General features: G+C 67.8%; 19 protein-coding genes. 4 read left to right on the forward strand and 15 right to left on the reverse strand.

What is annotated here, in order from left to right:
• Window positions 1–3 precede the first annotated feature (3 nt).
• The gene (locus QQ25_RS22440) at window positions 4–456 is read right to left on the reverse strand and encodes a MarR family winged helix-turn-helix transcriptional regulator (RefSeq protein WP_052235967.1); all 453 of its coding nucleotides are present in this window, start codon (window positions 454–456) and stop codon (window positions 4–6) included.
• Between the two features lie 52 nt (window positions 457–508).
• On the opposite strand from QQ25_RS22440, the gene QQ25_RS22445 reads away from it, so the two are divergent.
• A complete protein-coding gene (locus tag QQ25_RS22445; protein ID WP_064871886.1) occupies window positions 509–1738 on the forward strand; it encodes a multidrug effflux MFS transporter in 1230 nt (409 codons plus the stop codon).
• Window positions 1739–1758: 20 nt separating this feature from the next.
• On the opposite strand, the gene rdgB is transcribed toward QQ25_RS22445, so the two are convergent.
• The 11 genes from rdgB to clpS all read right to left on the reverse strand — a co-directional run bounded on the left by rdgB (window position 1759) and on the right by clpS (window position 9204).
• On the reverse strand, window positions 1759–2364 hold the full coding sequence (gene rdgB, locus QQ25_RS22450) for an RdgB/HAM1 family non-canonical purine NTP pyrophosphatase (RefSeq protein WP_039381030.1): 606 nt from the start codon (window positions 2362–2364) through the stop codon (window positions 1759–1761).
• Complete coding sequence (gene rph, locus QQ25_RS22455) at window positions 2365–3144, reverse strand: ribonuclease PH (protein WP_039322929.1); 780 nt, start codon at window positions 3142–3144, stop codon at window positions 2365–2367.
• Window positions 3145–3161: 17 nt separating this feature from the next.
• Window positions 3162–3929 (reverse strand): cyclic nucleotide-degrading phosphodiesterase, encoded by a 768-nt coding sequence (locus QQ25_RS22460; RefSeq protein WP_029109892.1) that lies wholly within the window; start codon window positions 3927–3929, stop codon window positions 3162–3164.
• Window positions 3930–3993: 64 nt separating this feature from the next.
• Window positions 3994–4818 (reverse strand): glutamate racemase, encoded by an 825-nt coding sequence (gene murI, locus QQ25_RS22465; protein ID WP_039322932.1) that lies wholly within the window; start codon window positions 4816–4818, stop codon window positions 3994–3996.
• 4 nt (window positions 4819–4822) lie between these two features.
• A complete protein-coding gene (locus QQ25_RS22470) occupies window positions 4823–5488 on the reverse strand; it encodes a rhomboid family intramembrane serine protease (RefSeq protein ID WP_039322935.1) in 666 nt (221 codons plus the stop codon).
• Between the two features lie 10 nt (window positions 5489–5498).
• Window positions 5499–6470: a cysteine synthase gene (locus QQ25_RS22475; RefSeq protein WP_039381032.1), complete on the reverse strand. Its 972-nt coding sequence runs from the start codon at window positions 6468–6470 to the stop codon at window positions 5499–5501.
• Window positions 6471–6473: 3 nt separating this feature from the next.
• A complete protein-coding gene (locus QQ25_RS22480) occupies window positions 6474–6746 on the reverse strand; it encodes a MoaD/ThiS family protein (protein ID WP_039381034.1) in 273 nt (90 codons plus the stop codon).
• A 9-nt stretch (window positions 6747–6755) separates the two neighbouring features.
• Window positions 6756–7172 carry a M67 family metallopeptidase gene (locus tag QQ25_RS22485; RefSeq protein ID WP_039322944.1) on the reverse strand — a complete coding sequence of 139 codons (417 nt, stop codon included), beginning with the start codon at window positions 7170–7172 and terminating at the stop codon, window positions 6756–6758.
• Window positions 7173–7273: 101 nt separating this feature from the next.
• Window positions 7274–8302 carry a P1 family peptidase gene (locus QQ25_RS22490; RefSeq protein WP_039381036.1) on the reverse strand — a complete coding sequence of 343 codons (1029 nt, stop codon included), beginning with the start codon at window positions 8300–8302 and terminating at the stop codon, window positions 7274–7276.
• Between the two features lie 2 nt (window positions 8303–8304).
• Window positions 8305–8883: an oxidative stress transcriptional regulator AosR gene (gene aosR / locus QQ25_RS22495; RefSeq protein WP_039381037.1), complete on the reverse strand. Its 579-nt coding sequence runs from the start codon at window positions 8881–8883 to the stop codon at window positions 8305–8307.
• 6 nt (window positions 8884–8889) lie between these two features.
• Window positions 8890–9204, reverse strand: a complete 315-nt coding sequence (clpS, locus tag QQ25_RS22500) for an ATP-dependent Clp protease adapter ClpS (RefSeq protein ID WP_039322952.1) — start codon at window positions 9202–9204, stop codon at window positions 8890–8892.
• 65 nt (window positions 9205–9269) lie between these two features.
• On the opposite strand from clpS, the gene QQ25_RS22505 reads away from it, so the two are divergent.
• The 3 genes from QQ25_RS22505 (at window position 9270) to QQ25_RS22515 (ending at window position 14208) form a co-directional block, all read left to right on the forward strand.
• On the forward strand, window positions 9270–10580 hold the full coding sequence (locus QQ25_RS22505; protein ID WP_039381039.1) for a nicotinate phosphoribosyltransferase: 1311 nt from the start codon (window positions 9270–9272) through the stop codon (window positions 10578–10580).
• Window positions 10577–12676: an ATP-dependent DNA helicase gene (locus QQ25_RS22510; protein ID WP_039381041.1), complete on the forward strand. Its 2100-nt coding sequence runs from the start codon at window positions 10577–10579 to the stop codon at window positions 12674–12676. Before QQ25_RS22505 ends, QQ25_RS22510 begins: the two co-directional genes overlap by 4 nt.
• An 89-nt stretch (window positions 12677–12765) precedes the next feature.
• Window positions 12766–14208 (forward strand): neutral zinc metallopeptidase, encoded by a 1443-nt coding sequence (locus QQ25_RS22515; RefSeq protein ID WP_039381042.1) that lies wholly within the window; start codon window positions 12766–12768, stop codon window positions 14206–14208.
• Window positions 14209–14219: 11 nt separating this feature from the next.
• On the opposite strand, the gene QQ25_RS22520 is transcribed toward QQ25_RS22515, so the two are convergent.
• The 3 genes from QQ25_RS22520 to QQ25_RS22530 all read right to left on the reverse strand — a co-directional run bounded on the left by QQ25_RS22520 (window position 14220) and on the right by QQ25_RS22530 (window position 18513).
• On the reverse strand, window positions 14220–14945 hold the full coding sequence (locus QQ25_RS22520) for an MspA family porin (RefSeq protein ID WP_039322962.1): 726 nt from the start codon (window positions 14943–14945) through the stop codon (window positions 14220–14222).
• A gap of 101 nt (window positions 14946–15046) precedes the next feature.
• A complete protein-coding gene (locus tag QQ25_RS22525; protein ID WP_039381044.1) occupies window positions 15047–15895 on the reverse strand; it encodes a Vgb family protein in 849 nt (282 codons plus the stop codon).
• A complete protein-coding gene (locus QQ25_RS22530; protein WP_039322968.1) occupies window positions 15892–18513 on the reverse strand; it encodes a glycosyltransferase family 1 protein in 2622 nt (873 codons plus the stop codon). Before QQ25_RS22530 ends, QQ25_RS22525 begins: the two co-directional genes overlap by 4 nt.
• Window positions 18514–18521 lie beyond the last annotated feature (8 nt).

Below are 18521 nucleotides of genomic sequence, written 5' to 3' on the forward strand. Positions count from 1 at the left end.
CGGTTACCCCATCGACGCCAGTCGCTGAAGCAGCGGCCCGGCGGCGATCAATGTCGCCGCTTCCTCTTCGGTCATCTGCGCCAATTGCTCGCGGACTCCGGCCGTCCACGCGGCATCGATCAACTTCTTGTGCTCGGCGGCCCTTGGCGTCAGCCGCAGCCGGATGCAGCGACGATCGTGTTCGTCGGGCATACGGTCGATCAAGCCGCGCTCAACCAGTTTTCGCACAGTGGTGCTCACATTGCTGGGTTGCAGCGCCAGGACCTGGGCTGCCTCGGACACGCTGATCCCAGGATGATCGCCGACCGTGCGGATGAGTTCGAACTCCGAGTGCGGCAACGGTTCCAGGCCGACCTGCTTCTCGCCGAACCGCCGTAGCGACCAGACCAGTGTCCGCACCGCGGCGGCGATGTCGCGCACATCACGTGGGGCTGCGGGTGTCAGTGGAGCCGTCATATCGGCTATATTACCTATAACTTTATATATAAATCATTGATCTAAGGCCCTGATGAGCACCCAAACCAACACCACAGAGAACACGCCCCAGACACCGGCACTGCCGCTGAGCTGGCTCGGTGTGCTTGCCCTGTTGACCGCTGTGGCACCGCTGTCGATCGACATGTACCTGCCCGCCTTCCCCGCGATGGCCGAGGAGTTCGGCACGTCCGCCTCGGCCGTGCAATTCACGCTGACCTCGTTCATGGTCGGGCTGGCCAGCGGCCAGTTGATCATCGGTCCGCTGTCGGACCGCTTCGGCCGGCGTCCGCTGATGCTCGCGGGCACCCTTGTCTGCATTCTGGCCGGCGTCGCGTGCGCAATGGCCCCGAACATCGCGGTGCTGACCGCTTTCCGCTTCGTGCAGGGCTTCAGCGGCGCCGCCGGCGTCGTGCTCAGCCGGGCCGTCGTGGCCGATCGCGCGCATGGTGCCGTGGCTGCCCGCGCCTTCAGCCTGATGATGATCATCAACGGGGCGGCCCCGGTGCTGGCGCCGCTCATCGGTGGGTCGCTGATGGGCGTCATCGGCTGGCGCGGCATCTTCTGGATCCTGTCCGGGCTCGCAGTCGCGATGTTCATCGGCGTCGTGGCCGTGCTCCCCGAGACCCACCCGACCGACAGCCGTCATACCGGCGGCGTGACCGCCATGCTGCGTGACGCCCGATCCGTGCTGACCAACCGCGGTTATCTCGGTTACACGCTGGCATTCGCGTTCGGCTTCACCGTCATGTTCGCCTACATCTCGGCCTCGCCGTTCGTGCTCCAGAATGTGCTCGGGCTCTCCCCACTGCACTATTCGTTCGCGTTCGCGGCCAACGCCGCCGGCATCGTGATCGTCAACGCCGTCAACGCCAGGATCGTGGGCCGCTTCGGCCAACGCCGGCTACTGCACCTGGGCACCGGCCTGCTCCTCTTGTTCTCGGTCCTGCTGTTGGTGGACGCACTGCTCGGTCCGGTGTTGTGGGCATCCTTGGTGCTGCTGTGGGGCGCGGTCGCGAGCATCGGCCTGATAGCTGCCAATGCGACGTCGTTGGCCCTCGACAAGGTTCGGCATGCGGCCGGTACCGGCTCTGCGGTGTTGGGTGCATTGCAGTTCGGCCTGGCCGCGGTGGTATCACCGATCGTGGGGATCGGCGGGGACCACACCGCCCTGCCGATGGCGGTGGCCATGGTGGTCAGCGCGGGCATCGGTGCGGCGGCACTGCTGCTGACCCGCGAGCGTCAAACCGTGGCCGTTGCTTGACGGCGCGGGCAGCGCAAACCCTACGAGCCGGCCAACTCCCGGAGTGCCGGCACCAACAACGCCAATGCCCGGCCGCGGTGCGATGCCGCATCTTTCTCCGCGGGTGACAGTTCGGCGGCGGTCAAACCAGACCCCTCAGGCAGGAACACCGGGTCGTACCCGAATCCACCGTCGCCGCGGGGTTCGCGGATGACCGTGCCGGGCCACTCCCCCCGCACAACGGTGGAACCGGCCGGAGAGACCAGCGCACACGCCGACACGAACGCCGCCCCGCGCCGTGAGTCGGGCACATCAGCCAGTTGCCCGAGCAGCAGCGCGGTGTTGGCCGCGTCGTCCCCGTGCCTCCCGCACCACCGGGCCGACAAGACGCCCGGCATCCCGTTGAGGGCGTCTACCGAGATTCCGGAATCGTCTGCGACACAGGCCAATCCGGTGGCGCGAAAGCCGTCCTCAGCCTTGGCCAGGGCATTCTCTTCAAACGTCGCACCGGTCTCGGGCGCCTCGTCATAGGCGGCCACATCAGCCAGCGACAACAACTCCAAGCCGACTATTCCGGCCGCGTCCAGCACTCGCCGCAGCTCGGCGAGTTTCTTCGGGTTACGGCTGGCTACGAGCAGGGAAGGCACTCAGCTGCCAAACGCTTTCTTGGGCGCGGGCCCCTCCGGCAAGACACCCGGATAAGGCAGCTCCAGTGCCTCCTGCTGAATCACGAAAAGCTGCTCGCAGGCCCCGAGCGCCGCGTCGAGCATTTTGTCGAGCGTGGAGCGCGGGAACGTCGCGCCCTCGCCGGTGCCCTGGATCTCCACCAGGGTGCCGGTGTCGGTGGCGACGACGTTCATGTCCACCTCGGCGCGGGAGTCTTCGACATAGGGCAGGTCGACGCGGACTCGACCGTCCACCACGCCGACCGACACCGCCGCGATTGCGCACGACAACGGGCGCGGGTCCGAAAGGCGCCCGGCCGCAGCCAGATACGTGACCGCGTCGGACAGCGCGACGTAGGCGCCGGTGATCGCCGCCGTGCGGGTGCCACCGTCGGCCTGCAGCACGTCGCAGTCGATGGCGATGGTGTTCTCCCCCAGCGCGCCGAGATCGATGCATGCGCGCAGTGAGCGGCCGACCAGTCGGCTGATCTCCTGCGTCCGCCCGCCGACGCGGCCCTTGACCGACTCCCGGTCCGAGCGGTCATGGGTAGCGGCCGGCAACATCGCGTACTCGGCGGTCAGCCAGCCCTGCCCGGATCCCTTACGCCAGCGCGGCACACCTTCGGTGACCGAGGCCGTGCACATGACCCGGGTCTGGCCGAACTCCACCAGAACCGAGCCGGCGGGATGGGAAGTGAAACCGCGGGTGATGGTTACCGGGCGCAGCTCGTCGTCGAGACGACCGTCTTCTCGCTTGGACACCCGCCAACCCTAGCGGGTCAGCCCCGGGTGACGTCGAAGGTCTCGCCGCACACCACGGCGTGCACCGGACCGTCGAACTCGGCCTTGGCTTCGCTGATCACGTCCTCACGAGATGTCCACGGCGGAATGTGGGTCAGCAGCAGCTCGCCGACCCCGGCAGCCGCGGCCGCGCGCCCCGCTTCGGTACCCGACAGATGCAGCTTGGGCGGGCGGGACGGATCGTGCGTCCACGACGCCTCGCACAGGAAGACGTCGGCCCCGCGGGCCAGCTCGACCAGCGCGTCGCAATACCCGGTGTCACCGCTGTAGACCAGTGTGGCCCCGGACGGATCGGTGAAACGCATGCCGTAGGACTCGGTGGGGTGGCACACCAGCCGGGGCATGACGTTGAGAGTGCCCAACTGCACCGGGGAGCCGTCCTCCCAGTTGCGCACCTCGAAGATGTCGGTGAAATCGTCGATCTCGCCGCCCTCCGGCGACGACGCCGCACCCAAGCGGGACCAGGTGTTGGCCGGCCCGTACATCAGCCCGCGTTCGGTGGCCGGGATCGGGTGGTACCGGCGCCAGACGAACAGCCCGGGCAGATCCAGGCAGTGATCGGCATGCAGATGCGACAGCAACACGTTGACCGAATTCGGGTCGGCATAGCGCTGCAACGCACCCAGAACGCCACCGCCGAAGTCGACGACCATCGGAATCGTGTCAGGTGCGGTGACGAGATAGCCAGAGGCTGCCGAATCCGGGCCGACAACGCTGCCGGAACATCCCAGGATGGTCAATCGCACAGTGTCCAGCTTGCCATGCTCGGTACGGGCATTGCCAAGACATGGCCGGTTTGGGCGACAGAGATCATTTTCCGGCGCCCGCGTGACGCCGGACCTGCCGCGCACCGTCCAGACCCGGTCCCAGGAAGCGGGCGGCCAGCGTGGTGAAGGCCTCCGGATCTCCGGTGGCCTCGAACACCCGTTGTGTCGGGCCGGAGTCGTGAGGTTTCAGCAAATCGAGCTCGGTGAGCACCCTGAGCAGGTCCTTGGCCGTCTCCTCGGCCGACGACACCAGGGTGACGTTGTCGCCCATGGCCAACTGGATGAGCCCGGACAGCATCGGGTAGTGCGTGCAACCCAGCACCAGGGTGTCCACCTCGGCGCGCTGCAGGGGCTCCAGATATCCCTCGGCCAGTCCGAGCACCTGACGGCCGCTGGTGACCCCGCGCTCCACGAAGTCGACGAACCGCGGGCACGCCACCCCGAACACCTCGGTGTCGCGGGCGGCGGCGAAGGCGTCCTGATAGGCGCCGGAGGCGATCGTCGCGGCCGTACCGATCACCCCGATGCGACCGTTGCGGGTGGCGGCCACCGCACGCCGCACGGCGGGCAGGATCACCTCGACCACCGGCACCGGCGAGTAGCGCTCGCGAGCATCGCGCAGGCAGGCCGACGATGCCGTGTTGCACGCGATCACCAGAGCCTTGACACCCCGGGACACCAGGTCGTCGCCGATGCTCAACGAATGCGCCCGGATCTCCGGAATACTCAGGGGGCCGTACGGACCGTTGCCGGTGTCGCCCACGTAGATGATGTCCTCGTCGGGCAGCTGGTCGATGATCGCGCGCGCCACGGTCAATCCGCCGACGCCGGAGTCGAAGATGCCGACGGGTGCCAGGGCGTCAGTCATGGGTTCATGCGCTCAGACGCGGCTGGGCGGAACGCTTCTTCGAATCCCGTGACTTGCGTTCCGGACCCGACAGCACGTAGGCGGCGATGATCCCGGCGATGGCGCCACTCAGGTGGCCCTGCCAGGACACCCCCGCATTACCGGGGAGCACACCGAACAGAACACCGCCGTAGACGAACAGCACGACGACGCCGACGACGATCTCCCACACGTTGCGGGTGAAGAATCCGAACACGATCAGGAATGCGAGCCAACCGAATATCAGGCCGGACGCGCCGATGTGGGTGCTCGTGCACTGCACCGTCACGTAGGGACAGTGCAGGCCGATGTTGCCGATCAGCCAGGTGCCGAAGCCGCCGAGTATCCAGATGATGGCGGTCGCCGCGATGAAGCGGCCCATGCCGGCCAGCGTCATCAGAAAGCCGAGCACCAGCGCCGGCACGGTGTTGGCGATCAGGTGCGGCCAGCCGCCGTGCAGCAGGGGCGCCCACAGGATGCCCCACAGCCCATCGGTCTGCAGAGGCCGGATGCCGTCCTGGTCCAGCCGATGGCCCATGGCGGTGTCGACGATCTCGATGCCGTACAGCAGCGCGACGAAGCTGACGATCGTCAGACCGCCGACCAGCCATGCGGGTCGTTTCTTCGGCGCGGTCGACGGGAGGTTGGTCATGCCTGCCCACTCACGCCCATAGCTGCCCTTCCAACGCATCCTCTGCGTCGTCAAGGCTACCGGCGTAGGCACCGGTGGACAGATACTTCCACCCGGCGTCGGCGACCACGAACGCGATGTCGGCGCGCTCGCCCGCCTTGATCGCCTTGGTGGCCATGCCCAGCGCCGCGTGCAGCACCGCGCCGGTGGAGATGCCGGCGAAGATGCCTTCGCGGGTCACCAGGTCGCGAGTGCGTTTGACGGCGTCGTAGGAGCCCACCGAGAACCGGGTGGTCAGCACCTCGGGGTCGTATAACTCGGGGATGAACCCTTCGTCGATGTTGCGCAGTGCGTACACGCCCTCGCCGTAGCGCGGTTCGGCGGCAACTATCTGCGCGCCGGGTACCTGCTCACGCAGGAAGCGGCCGGTACCCATCAGGGTGCCGGTGGTGCCGAGCCCGGCGACGAAGTGGGTGATCTCCGGGAGGTCGGCGAGCAACTCCGGGCCGGTGCCGTAGTAATGCGCATCGCTGTTGGCCGGGTTGCCGTACTGATACAGCATCACCCACGAAGGATTCTCTGCCGCAAGCTCTTTCGCGGTCGCCACCGCAGTATTGGAACCGCCCTCGGCCGGGCTGAAAATGATTCTCGCGCCGTACAATTCGAGGAGCTGGCGCCGCTCGATCGAGGTGTTCTCGGGCATCACACAGATCATGTTGTAGCCCTTGAGCATTGCGGCCATCGCCAGCGAGATCCCCGTGTTGCCGCTGGTGGGCTCCAGGATCGTGGCGCCCGGGCTCAGCAACCCGTCGCGCTCGGCCTGCTCGATCATGCGCAGGGCGGGCCGGTCCTTGATCGAGCCTGTCGGGTTGCGGTCCTCGAGCTTGGCCCACAGCCTCACGTGCGGGCCGTCCGGACCGTCCTCCCACCGGGGTGACAGGTGCTGCAGTCCGACCAACGGGGTGTTGCCGAGGGCCTGCAGCAGCGAGTCGTATCTGGTCATCGACTAGCCGCCTGCGACAGCGGGCAGGATGGTCACCGAGTCGCCGTCGGCGATCGTGGTGTCCAGCCCGCCGGAGAACCGCACGTCCTCGTCGTTGACGTAGATGTTGACGAAGCGGTGCAGCTTGCCGTTATCCACCAGCCGGTCGGAGATGCCGGAGTAGCTGGCCTCGAGGTCGGCGATCACCGCCTGCAGGGTGTCGCCGGAGGCGCTGACGCGCTTCTGCCCGTCGGTGTGCGGACGCAGGATGGTCGGGATCGAAACGGTGACTGCCATGAGGGCTCCTTAGTTGTACTGCTCGACGATGGTGACGGGTTCCTCGGTGACGACGCCGTCGATGATCCGGTAGCTGCGTAGCTCGTGCTCGTCAGGGTCTCGGGTGGAAACCAACACATAATGCGCATCAGGCTCGGAGGCGTAGGAGATGTCGGTGCGGCTCGGGTAGGCCTCGGTCGCGGTGTGTGAGTGATAGATGACCACGGGCACCTCGTCGGAGTCGTCCATCGCGCGCCACACCTTGAGCTGCTCACCCGAATCGAAGCGGTAGAACGTCGGGGAACGCTCGGCGTTGACCATCGCGATGAACCGCTCCGGCCGATCGGAGCCCTCCGGCCCGGCGATCACTCCACACGCCTCGTCGGGGTGGTCGGCGCGGGCATGCGCCACCATCGACTCGACGAGATCCCGGCGGATCACCAGCACGTCATCACTCCTTCATTCGCTGTCCCCACCGCGAAACTGTATTCCGGCCGGAAAATGTCGAGTCGACCCCTGCTGGAATACAGTTTCGGCGGAGAGCCGACTCAACCGAACGCTCCCGGCAACATGTCACGGTAGGTCGGTATTCCGGCCACCGGCTCGGCGGCCAGCAACCCGACCATGACGGCGCGGGCCAGCACGTCGGCAGCAGCCGCCCCGACCCGGGTGAGCAGCGCGGTCTCCGGCGACATCGCCACGGGCGTCTTCTCGTCCGGTTCGACCTGCACCGCGCCGGTCGCCAGCGCAAACACCGTATCGCCATCCAGCGGGGTGTGACACGGCGAGATGGTCCGGGCCAATCCGTCATGCGCGGCGACGGCCATCCGCCGGCAGCCGGCCGGACTCAGGGCCGCATCGGTGGCGACCACCGCGATGGTGGTGTTGAGCGGACCGACTTCCCGGTGCAGATCGGCGTAGCCGGCGAGCTGGTCGGCCGGCGGGGCGGTCAGCCCGAATTGCGCCGCCAACTGAGTCATCCAAGGAAGGCCGGTGGCCGGATCCACCACGTCACCGGCGGCGTTGAGCACGACCAGGGCGCCCACTGTCACCCCGCAGTCCAGCGTGACCGAGGCGGTGCCGACACCGCCTTTGAGCACACCGGCCCGCGCACCCACTCCGCCGCCGACGGTGCCCAGGGCGAACTCGGTTGAGGCCACAGCGGCGGCTGTATAGCCGAACTCCGCCGTCGGCCGGTTGGCCCAGCCGCCCACAGGCAGGTCGAAGATCACCGCAGCCGGCACGATCGGCACGACGCCACCGTCCATCGCAACCCCTCGGCCCTGCTCCTCCAGCCAGGTCATCACGCCGTCTGCGGCGGCCAGCCCGTAGGCACTCCCGCCGGTGAGCACCACGGCGTCGACGTGGCGCACGGTGTTGATCGGGTCGAGCAGGTCGGTCTCGCGGGTACCGGGGGCGCCACCGCGCCCGTCGACCGCGCCGACAGTGCCCGGCGGTGCGAGCACGACGGTCGATCCCGAGGCCCATCCCGACCCGAGCGACGCATCCGGGTCGATGCGGTGATGGTGGCCGACGAGGATGCCGTCGACGTCGGTGATCGAACCCGTCAGGCTCATCGCTACCTCCCCATAAGGCCCAGGACGAGGTACTCCTGCAGCACCGTCAGCCACTGGTAGACGTCGAGGTGCCCGGCCATCGGATGCTCGGCAGGCAACTGATCGGGCGGCTGCGCGCCGATGTCGAGCATGGTGCCCAACGCCAGCCGGATGTCGTTGACGGCAGCCGCCCACGCTTCCGCATCGCCCTCGGTCAGCTCGAACCTGCCGCCGCCATCCGGAATGGTGTCCAACAAACGTTGGGCTGCTTCGCGTTTGGCATCGATGATGGCCGGCTCATGCAGACCCCGCAGCGCACTGTTGAGGCTCTCGGCGGTGCCCGAGCCGGCCGGATGCTCGGTCTGCGGCCGATAGAAATCGGGGAGCAGACGCTTCATGGTCGCATCCTCGGGCGGCTGCGGATTGCCGGTCTTCATACCGGTGATCATCTCGAGTTCGTCTGTGGGCCCGGATGATCCGCGTTCGTCGAGCATGCCGAGCATCGAGGCGCCCAGGCTCGACAACAACGCGGCCTCGTGGGCCTCCAACGCCGAGCGCAACCGCAGACCGTTCACGGTCTCGACCCGTTTCCATTTGCGCACAGTCGATCAGCGGTCCTGTTGCAGGGTCGCCCACAGGCCTGCGGCGTGCAGTTTCGACACGTCGGCTTCCATCGACTCGCGGCTGCCTGCCGACACCACGGCCTTCCCCTCGTTGTGCACCTGCAGCATGAGTTTGGTGGCGTGCGGCTCGCTGTATCCGAACAATTTCTGGAACACGTAGGTGACATAGGTCATCAGGTTGACCGGATCGTCCCAGACGATGGTCACCCACGGGCTTTCGGTGGCCGCATCTTCCCGTGGCGCCGCCGTGACGCTGCGCTCCTCGCGGGTCCCCGGTCGGGCCTTCGCCGGTGTAACCATGGGCCCACAATACCGGCCGGGGTGCCGCGCTATTGAGGCAGCTGTGAACGGCTACGGTTGCTGGTGTGACCGTCGCGTTGCTCACCGACAAGTACGAGCTGACGATGCTCGCCGCCGCGCTGCGCGATGGCACGGCGCACCGCCGGACCACGTTCGAAGTCTTTGCCCGTCGGCTGCCCGAAGGACGCCGCTACGGCGTCGTCGCCGGCACCGGGCGGTTCGTGGAAGCGTTGGCAGAGTTCACCTTCGCCGACCGTGAACTCGCCGTGCTCTCGGAGTTCCTCGATTCCGAGACCCTGGATTTCCTGTCGAACTACCGGTTCGGCGGCGACGTCGACGGCTACGCCGAGGGCGATCTCTACTTCCCCGGTTCACCGGTGATGTCCGTCCACGGCAGCTTCGCCGAATGCGTGGTGCTGGAAACGCTCGTGCTGTCAATCCTCAACCACGACACGGCGATCGCTTCGGCCGCGGCCCGCATGGCCAGCGCGGCACATGGCCGGCCGATGATCGAGATGGGCTCACGCCGTACCCATGAGCGGGCCGCAGTGGCCGCAGCCCGTGCCGCCTACCTCGCGGGCTTCGCTGGGTCGTCGAACCTGGCCGCCCAGCAGCGTTACGGGGTGCCCGCGCTGGGCACCGCGGCGCACGCCTACACGCTGCTGCACACCACAGAGTCGGGGCCCGACGAGCAGGCGGCGTTTCGCGGCCAGGTGGCCACCCTGGGCGTCGGCACCACCCTGCTGGTGGACACCTATGACATCACCGCCGGCGTGGTCAACGCGATCGCGGCAGCCGGCCCGCAGCTGGGCGCGGTGCGCATCGACTCGGGCGATCTTGGTGTACTGGCCCGTCAAGTGCGCCAGCAGCTCGACGAGCTCGGCGCAACCGGTACCCAGATCGTCGTCTCCGGGGATCTCGACGAGTTCGCGATCGCCGCTCTTCGTGCCGAACCCGTCGACAGCTACGGGGTGGGTACCTCCGTGGTCACCGGATCCGGGGCACCCACCGCGGGCATGGTTTACAAACTGGTCGAGGTCGACGGGATGCCGGTGGCCAAGCGCAGTAGCCACAAGGAATCCCACGGCGGACGCAAGGAGGCAGTACGGCTCGCCAAGGCCTCCGGCACGATCGTCGAAGAGGTGGTCCACCCGTACGGTCAGCAGCCTCCGGAGACGTCGGGGCTCACGGCGCGGCGGCTCACGGTACCGCTCGTGAAGGGCGGTGTCCCCGTCGAAGGACACCACCCCGGCACCGATCTGGCCGCCGCGCGTGAGCGGGTCGCCGCAGGGCTGCACAGTCTGCCGTGGGACGGCCTGAAGCTGTCCCGTGGCGAGCCGGCCATCCCCACCCGGGTCGTCCCACCCCAACCATGACGACCAAATCGAAGCCATCCCGTGAGGTGGCCAACGTGGTGACCAACCTCCTCAGCATCGCCGTCAAGGGGCTCGGCGGTACCGGCCGCCCGGGCCAGGTCGAGATGGCCGAGGCAGTGGCCGCCGCCTTCGAGTCCGGCGAACACCTGGCCGTGCAGGCAGGCACCGGCACCGGCAAATCGCTGGCCTATCTGGTGCCGTCGATCGCGCGCGCGTTGCAGACCGAACAGCCCGTGGTCGTGTCGACGGCCACCATTGCCCTGCAGCGCCAGCTCGTCGACCGCGATCTGCCCCGGCTGGTGAACTCACTGGCCGACGCACTGCCCCGCAAACCCACCTTCGCGCTGCTGAAGGGCCGGGGAAACTATCTGTGCCTGAACAAGATTCACAACGGGGCGACGGAGGATCCCACCGCACTTCCCCAGGACCAGCTGTTCTCTCCGATGGCGGTCAGCGCCATGGGCCGCGATGTACAGCGGCTGACCGAGTGGTCGTCGGACACCGAGACCGGTGATCGCGACGAGCTGGCCCCCGGTGTGCCGGACCGGTCCTGGTCCCAGGTCAGCGTGTCGGCGCGCGAATGCATCGGGGTGTCGCGCTGCCAGTTCGGCACCGACTGCTTCGCGGAGCGGGCGCGCGAGAAGGCCGCCGCGGCAGATGTGGTCGTCACCAATCACGCACTGCTCGCCATCGACGCCCTCTCCGACTTCTCGGTGTTGCCGGAGTACGAGCTGCTGGTGGTCGACGAGGCCCACGAGCTGGCCGACAGGGTCACCGGGGTCGCCACCGCCGAACTCTCGGCGACGTCCATGGCTGTGGCGCACCGCAGGATGTCGCGGTTGGTGGATGACGAACTCGCACAACGCTTCGAGGCCGCTACCGCAACGTTGTCCTCGCTGCTGCACGAGCTCGACGCCGGCCGCATCGACATTCTCGACGAGGAGTTGGGCACCTACCTGACCGCACTGCGCGACGCGGCCAACGCGGCCCGCACAGCGATCGACACCACCCCCAGCGACCCGCAGGCCGCCTCGGCCCGCACCGAGGCCGTCACCGCACTCTCCGATGTGAGTGACACCGCGACCCGCATCCTGACCTCCTTCGTTCCGCCCATCCCCGACCGCGTCGACGTGGTCTGGGTGGCGCGGGAAGAAAGCGCGAACGCGACCCGGGTGATCCTGCGGGTGGCCCCGATGTCGGTGTCGGGTCTGTTGCGCACCAGGCTGTTCGCCAACACCACAGCGGTGCTGACCTCGGCCACCCTCACCCTCGGCGGCAACTTCGATGCGATGGCGCGCAACTGGGGTCTGGGCGGTTTCGCCGACGCCGGCGGGCCGGCCAAACCGGGTGACGCCGGCGGGCCGGCGAAACCAGGGGACGCCGGCGGGCCGGCCAAACCGGGTGACGCCGGCGGGCCGGCCAAGCCAGGGTGGCGCGGCCTTGATGTGGGGTCACCATTCGACCACGCAAAATCGGCAATCCTGTACGTGGCCAAGCATTTACCGCCACCCGGCCGCGACGGCACCGATGCCCGCACGCTGGACGAGATCGAGGGCCTGATCACCGCGGCCGGCGGCCGCACCCTGGGCCTCTTCTCGTCGATGCGCGCGGCCAAGGCCGCGGCCGAGGTCATGCGCGGGCGCTTGTCCACCCCAGTGCTGTGTCAAGGCGAAGACACCACTTCGGCTTTGGTGCAACAGTTTTCCGACGATCCCGAGACCTCACTGTTCGGCACCCTCTCACTGTGGCAGGGCGTGGACGTGCCGGGGCCGTCGTTGTCGCTGGTGCTCATCGACCGGATTCCGTTCCCCCGCCCCGACGATCCGCTGTTGACCGCACGGCAACGGGCGATCAGCGCCCGCGGCGGCAACGGGTTCATGACGATCGCGGCCAACCACGCGGCGCTGCTGCTGGCCCAGGGCACCGGCCGGTTGCTCCGGCATACCGACGACCGCGGCGTGATCGCGGTGCTGGACTCCCGGTTGGCGACCGCCCGCTACGGCGGCTATCTGCGGTCGTCGTTGCCACCGTTCTGGTCAACCACCGACTCCGAGCGGGTGCGCCGGTCGCTGAAACGGCTTCGCGGCGCGGGCTGATAACGCACCCTGCACACGCCGAGTTAACTAGTGTGTGCGGCATAACCGCGCGGGCAGTTGGCCGCCAGAGTGCACCGGAAGGCAGCGAAATGAGCCGACGCACCCTGTTCGGCATCGCGGTTGCCGTGTGCACGCTGTTGTCATCGGCGGCATGTTCGTCCCTCGTCGGCGGCACGGCAGTATCGGTGTTCAGCGACCCCTTCTCGGTGGCGGGTATGCCGGCCACCGACGGTTCCAGCGGGCTGCGCCCCGATGCCGCGGCGCCCACGCGGAAGGTGACCGACACCGACGGCGGCAAGATCGACAATCTCGCCGCCAGCGCCGTCAGTGACCTTGAGGAGTTCTGGTCGGCTGCGTACTCGGAAGCGTTCAATGGTGAGTTCCAACCGGTGCGCGCTCTGATCTCCTGGGACGCCGAGAGTTTCGACGGACAGTTCTGCGGGATGGAGACCTACTCGCTGGTCAACGCCGCGTTCTGCAAACCCGACCGGACCATCGGCTGGGACCGCGGTGTGCTGATGCCAGGTCTACGCCAGAACAACGGCGACATGGGCGCCGTCATGGTGCTCGCGCACGAGTACGGTCACGCGATCCAGCAACAGGCCGGGCTGATCAACCACAAGACGCCCACATTGGTCGCCGAGCAGCAGGCCGACTGTCTCGCCGGCACCTACATGCGATGGGTCGCCCAGGGTGATTCCGCGCGCTTCGCGCTCAGCACCGCCGACGGGCTCAACAACCTGCTGGCGGCAGTGGTGGCGTTCCGGGATCCGCTGCTCACCGAGGCTGAGGCTCAGGTCGGGATCGACGAGCACGGGTCGGCGTTCGAACGGATCTCGGCCTTCCAGTTCGGGTTCACCGACGGGCCTGCGGCGTGTGCCGCGATCGACGTCAAGGAGATCAACCAGCGGCGGGGCGACCTTCCGGTCCTGCTGCCCGAGGACCAGAGCGGCGACCTGGACATCACCGAACGCTGGGTCCGCTCGCTGGTCGACGCCCTCAACGTCATCTTCGAGCCCGACGCTCCCCCTCAGCTCGATTTCCGGCCCGACGCTGCGGTCGACTGTCCGGACGCCCGGCCCAGCCCGCCGACCTCCTACTGCCCGGACACCAACACGATCGTGATCGATCTGGCCGAATTGCAGGCGCTCGCAACACCACCCGACGAGGTCGACGTCGGTGGGCTCGCCGGCGGCGACAACACCGCCTTCTCCGTGCTGATCTCGCGCTACACGCTGGCCCTGCAGCACGCACGCGGCCTGGTGCTGGACAACGCCGAGGCAGCACTGCGCACGGCCTGCCTGACCGGAGTGGCCACGGCAAGGATGATCAAACCCGTCAACCTGCCCAATGGCGACACCATTCTGCTGACCGCCGGTGACGTCGACGAGGCGGTATCGGGCATGCTGACCAATGGATTGGCGGCCAGCGATGTCAACGGCGAGTCGGTGCCCTCGGGCTTCGCACGCATCGACGCGTTCCGGGTCGGCATCCTCGGTGACGAGGATCGCTGCCTCAAGCGGTTCGGCTGACGCCTGTCCGATCAGACCACCTTCGTGGTCCCGTACCAGGCCAGCACCGCCTCGGACTCGTCGGTCGAACGGGTCAGCACGGCATAGGACCGGATGAACGACTGCCCCACGCAGCCGTCGATCTTCACCCGGAAGTTGCTGATCATCACCCACGGCTCGGTGCCCTTGAACTCCTTCTCGACCACCCGGATGAGGTTGATGATGCCGGGTTTGAGACCGATCGTGATGCCACCGCCGATATTCGCGCCGACTCCCGGCAAGATCCCCTCCGGCCAGGGCGAGACCACATCGGTGCCGAGAAGCCCTATGGACGAGTTGATTCCGGCGGTACCGGTCAGGGAGACGCCGTTGGAGGTGCTCATGTCGATGCCGCAGCCGATCTGGTAGCCGGCCTCCAGGGTGCCGCGCGGGTCCCCGCTGTCCGGGCCGGCCATCGCGCCGCGGTACGTGCCGCCGACCACGTATTCGCGCGACGACACCGCGGTGGTCAATGGCGGCACCACGGCCTGGGTTTCGTCGGCGGCCGACACCGTCAGCGTCCAACCGTCCGGGGTCTTGAGGTGGGCGGGCGGGGTCGACTCGACCAGATCGGCGGCGGGCGGTTCGCCGGCCGCGGGCTCCACATCGGCTACGACCTCGACTTCGGGTGCCACGACGGGGTCGGCCCAGGCCGGAGTCGCCGTTGCCGCGAAGGCCAGGGACACGGCGGTGAGCAGTCCGAACGAGCGAGTCAACACAGGCGGCCTCCCGTTACGGTTCCCCGCGGGAACGTATCGCCACGTTCCCGGTGGGACACGGCTGCCTATGTGCTTACCCGACCGTCAGTGCCGACTCGCACTCAGGTGGGCATTTTCAGGACGAACCCACACTCCAACGCCACCCAGCAGGCGCCGTCGGGCCCGATGGCCAACCCGTGCGGTTCGCTGCCGGACGGCAGGTCGATGGTCACCACCTCCCCGTCCCCGCTGATGCGGGCGATCTGATCCGCGCCCCACAGGCTGACCCACACTCCGTCGGTGGGGTCGGCCACCACCGCATGCGGTTTGCCCGGCAGATCCAGTTCCTGGATGGCGTCGTTTACCGGGATCCGGCCGATCTTGTCCGCGCGGATCTCGGTGAACCACACCGCGTCGTCATGGGTTGCCGCAATACCTACGGGACCGGCTGCGGCCGTGGGTAATTCGCGAATCGTGAGCGCTCCGTCGATGGTCAACCGACCCACCGCCCCGGACTCGTTGAGCGTGAACCACATTGCGCCGTCAGGACCTTCGGTGATCATCGACGGCATCCCGCCGACGGTGGCTGCCGTGGTGATCTCACCGTCAGTGCCGATTCTGCCGATCTCGCCCGCCGACATCGTGGTGAACCACATGGCCTCGTCCGGGCCCGGGGTGATCCCGAACGGCGCACTGCCGTCGGGCAATTCGAAGGACGTCAACCCGCCCGCAGTGGTGATCCGGCCGATCCGGTCATCGCCGGACCGGGTGAACCACAGTGCCCCGTCCGGTCCGGCCGCGATGATCGACGGACGTGAGCCTTCTCCGACCGGATACGTGCAGACCTCGCCGTCGGCCGACACGCGGGCGACGGCGCCACCGTGCACCAGGGTCACCCACATGGCGCCGTCACTTCCGGCCGCCAGCGCGTACGGTCCGCCGTCGAGCTGAACTTTGAGCGCCTTACTCAAGCCAGCGCCACCAGGCCGAGCTCGTTGTCAGCGGTCAGCAACCGATGATGCGGCAACACCCTCACGGTGTACCCCACCGGTCCGGCGACCGGCAGCGGAGTACTGGTCGAGAAGACCTCGGTACCGCCGTCCGCCGATCCCGTGTGCGTCATCGGCACGGTGACCGGGTTCAGGATCACGTCACCGGCATCCACCCGGCCGAGTACCGCCTGCACCGTGACTTCATCGGGCTGCAGGCCGGCCAGCTGCACCTTGGCGGTCAGCGTCAGCTCTGAGCCCAGCAGCGGTGTGTCGGGCAAGCCGTAGCTGTCCACATCGGTGATCTCGATCTTGGGCCAGGCCTCCTGCGCCCGGCGCCGGTATGCAGCCAAGTCCCTGGCCGCGCCGAACGGCTCCCCCGAAGCGGCCTGGACTGTCTCACGCAACGACCGCGCGGCCGGCAGGTAGTACTTCTCGGTGTAGTCCCGCACCATCCGGGAGGCCAGCACCTTCGGTCCGAGCACCTGCAGCGTGTGGCGGACCATCTCGACCCAGCGGGTCGGCACCCCCTGCTCGTCGCGGTCGTAGAACTTCGGCGTGACCGCGTGCTCGAGCAGGTCGTAGAGGGCAGCGGCCTCAAGGTCGTCGCGACGGGCCTCGTCGTCCACTCCGTCGGCGGTCGGGATCTCCCATCCGTTCTCGCCGTCGTACCACTCGTCCCACCAGCCGTCCCTGATCGAGAGGTTCAGCCCGCCATTGAGCGCACTCTTCATACCCGATGTGCCGCAGGCCTCCAGCGGCCGCAGTGGATTGTTGAGCCAGACGTCGCACCCCCAGTACAGCAACCGGGCCATCGACATGTCGTAGTCGGGCAGGAACGCGATGCGATGCCGCACCTCAGGCCGGTCGGCGAACCGCACGATCTGCTGGATGAGCGCCTTGCCACCGTCGTCGGCCGGATGCGACTTGCCTGCCACGATCAACTGCACCGGCCGCTCGTCGTCGAGCAACAACCGCTCCAGCCGCTCCGGATCACGCAACATCAGCGTCAGCCGCTTATAGGTGGGCACCCTTCGGGCGAATCCGACGGTCAGCACCGACGGATCGAAAGCCGTTGCGATCCAGCCCAATTCAGCCTCAGATGCGCCGCGCTCCAGCCAGGAGCGGCGCAACCTGTCACGCACGTCGCCGATCAGCGTCTCGCGCAACTGCGAGCGGATCCACCACATGTGTCCCGGTTCGACCTCCTGCAACCGCTCCCACACCGCGGGTTCGGCCGCCTCGGAACCGATCAGCTCGCGGCCCAGTGCCAACCATTGCGGAGCCGCCCACGTCGGGGCATGCACACCGTTGGTGATCGATCCGATCGGCACCTCGGCCTGGTCGAATCCCGGCCACAGGTCGTTGAACATCGCGCGGCTGACCCGGCCGTGCAGCAGCGACACCCCGTTGGCCCGCTGGGCGAGCCGGAGACCCATGTGCGCCATGTTGAACTTCGACGGATCGTCCTCGACGCCGAAGGCGACCACCCGATCCAACGGCACACCGGGCAGCAGCCGTGAATCGGCGGGACCGCGCGATTGATTCTCGTCGCGCGAGCGCTCATCAGCCGGACCGCCGAAGTAACGCCTCACCATCTCGACCGGGAACCGGTCGATCCCGGCGGGTACCGGGGTGTGCGTGGTGAACACGGTCGAGGACCGCACCACGGTCAGCGCCGTGTCGAAGTCCAGCCCTGCCGCGACCAGTTCGCGGATCCGTTCCACCCCGAGGAAACCGGCGTGGCCCTCGTTCATGTGGAACACCTCGGGCGCGGGCAGGTTCTCGATCTCGGTGAACGCACGGATCGCGCGCACACCTCCGATACCCGCCAGGATCTCCTGTTTGATGCGGTGCTCCTGATCGCCGCCGTACAGCCGGTCGGTGACACCGCGCAGTTCATGCTCGTTCTCCGGGACGTCGGAATCGAGCAGCAGCAGCGGGACCCGGCCCACTTGCGCGATCCACACCCGGGCCCTCAGCTCACGGGCATCCGGCTGCGCCAGCGTGACCAGCACCGGCTCCCCTGACGCGTCGGTGAGCAGCCGCAGCGGCAGGCCCTGCGGGTCCAGCGACGGATAATTCTCGTGCTGCCAGCCGTCGGCGGTCAGGGACTGACGGAAGTAACCGGAGCGGTAGTACAGCCCGACCGCGATCAACGGCAGCCCCAGATCCGAGGCGGATTTCAGATGGTCGCCGGCCAGGATGCCCAGTCCACCCGAATAATTCGGCAGCACCTCGGCGACACCGAACTCCATCGAGAAGTAGGCGATGCCCTTCGGCATCTCGACGCCGTCGGCGATCTGCTGCTGGTACCACAGCGGCCGGGTGAGGTAGTTGTCCAGGTCCGCGGCCAACTCGTCGAGCCGGCCCAGAAACGATTCGTCCCCGGCCAGTTCGTCGAGCCGCTGCGGGCTCACCGCCCCCAGCAGTGCCACCGGGTCACCGTTGGCCTGCTGCCACAGCTCGGCATCGATGACAGCAAACAAGTCCTGGGTCGGCTTGTGCCACGACCACCGCAGGTTGATCGACAGTCGTTCCAGCGCCGCCAACCGCTCGGGAAGGTGCGTGCGGACAGTGAACCGTCTCAGGGCTTTCACGCGTCCCA

Origin of the sequence: Mycolicibacterium setense, assembly GCF_000805385.1 — a bacterium.
GTDB lineage: Bacteria > Actinomycetota > Actinomycetes > Mycobacteriales > Mycobacteriaceae > Mycobacterium > Mycobacterium setense.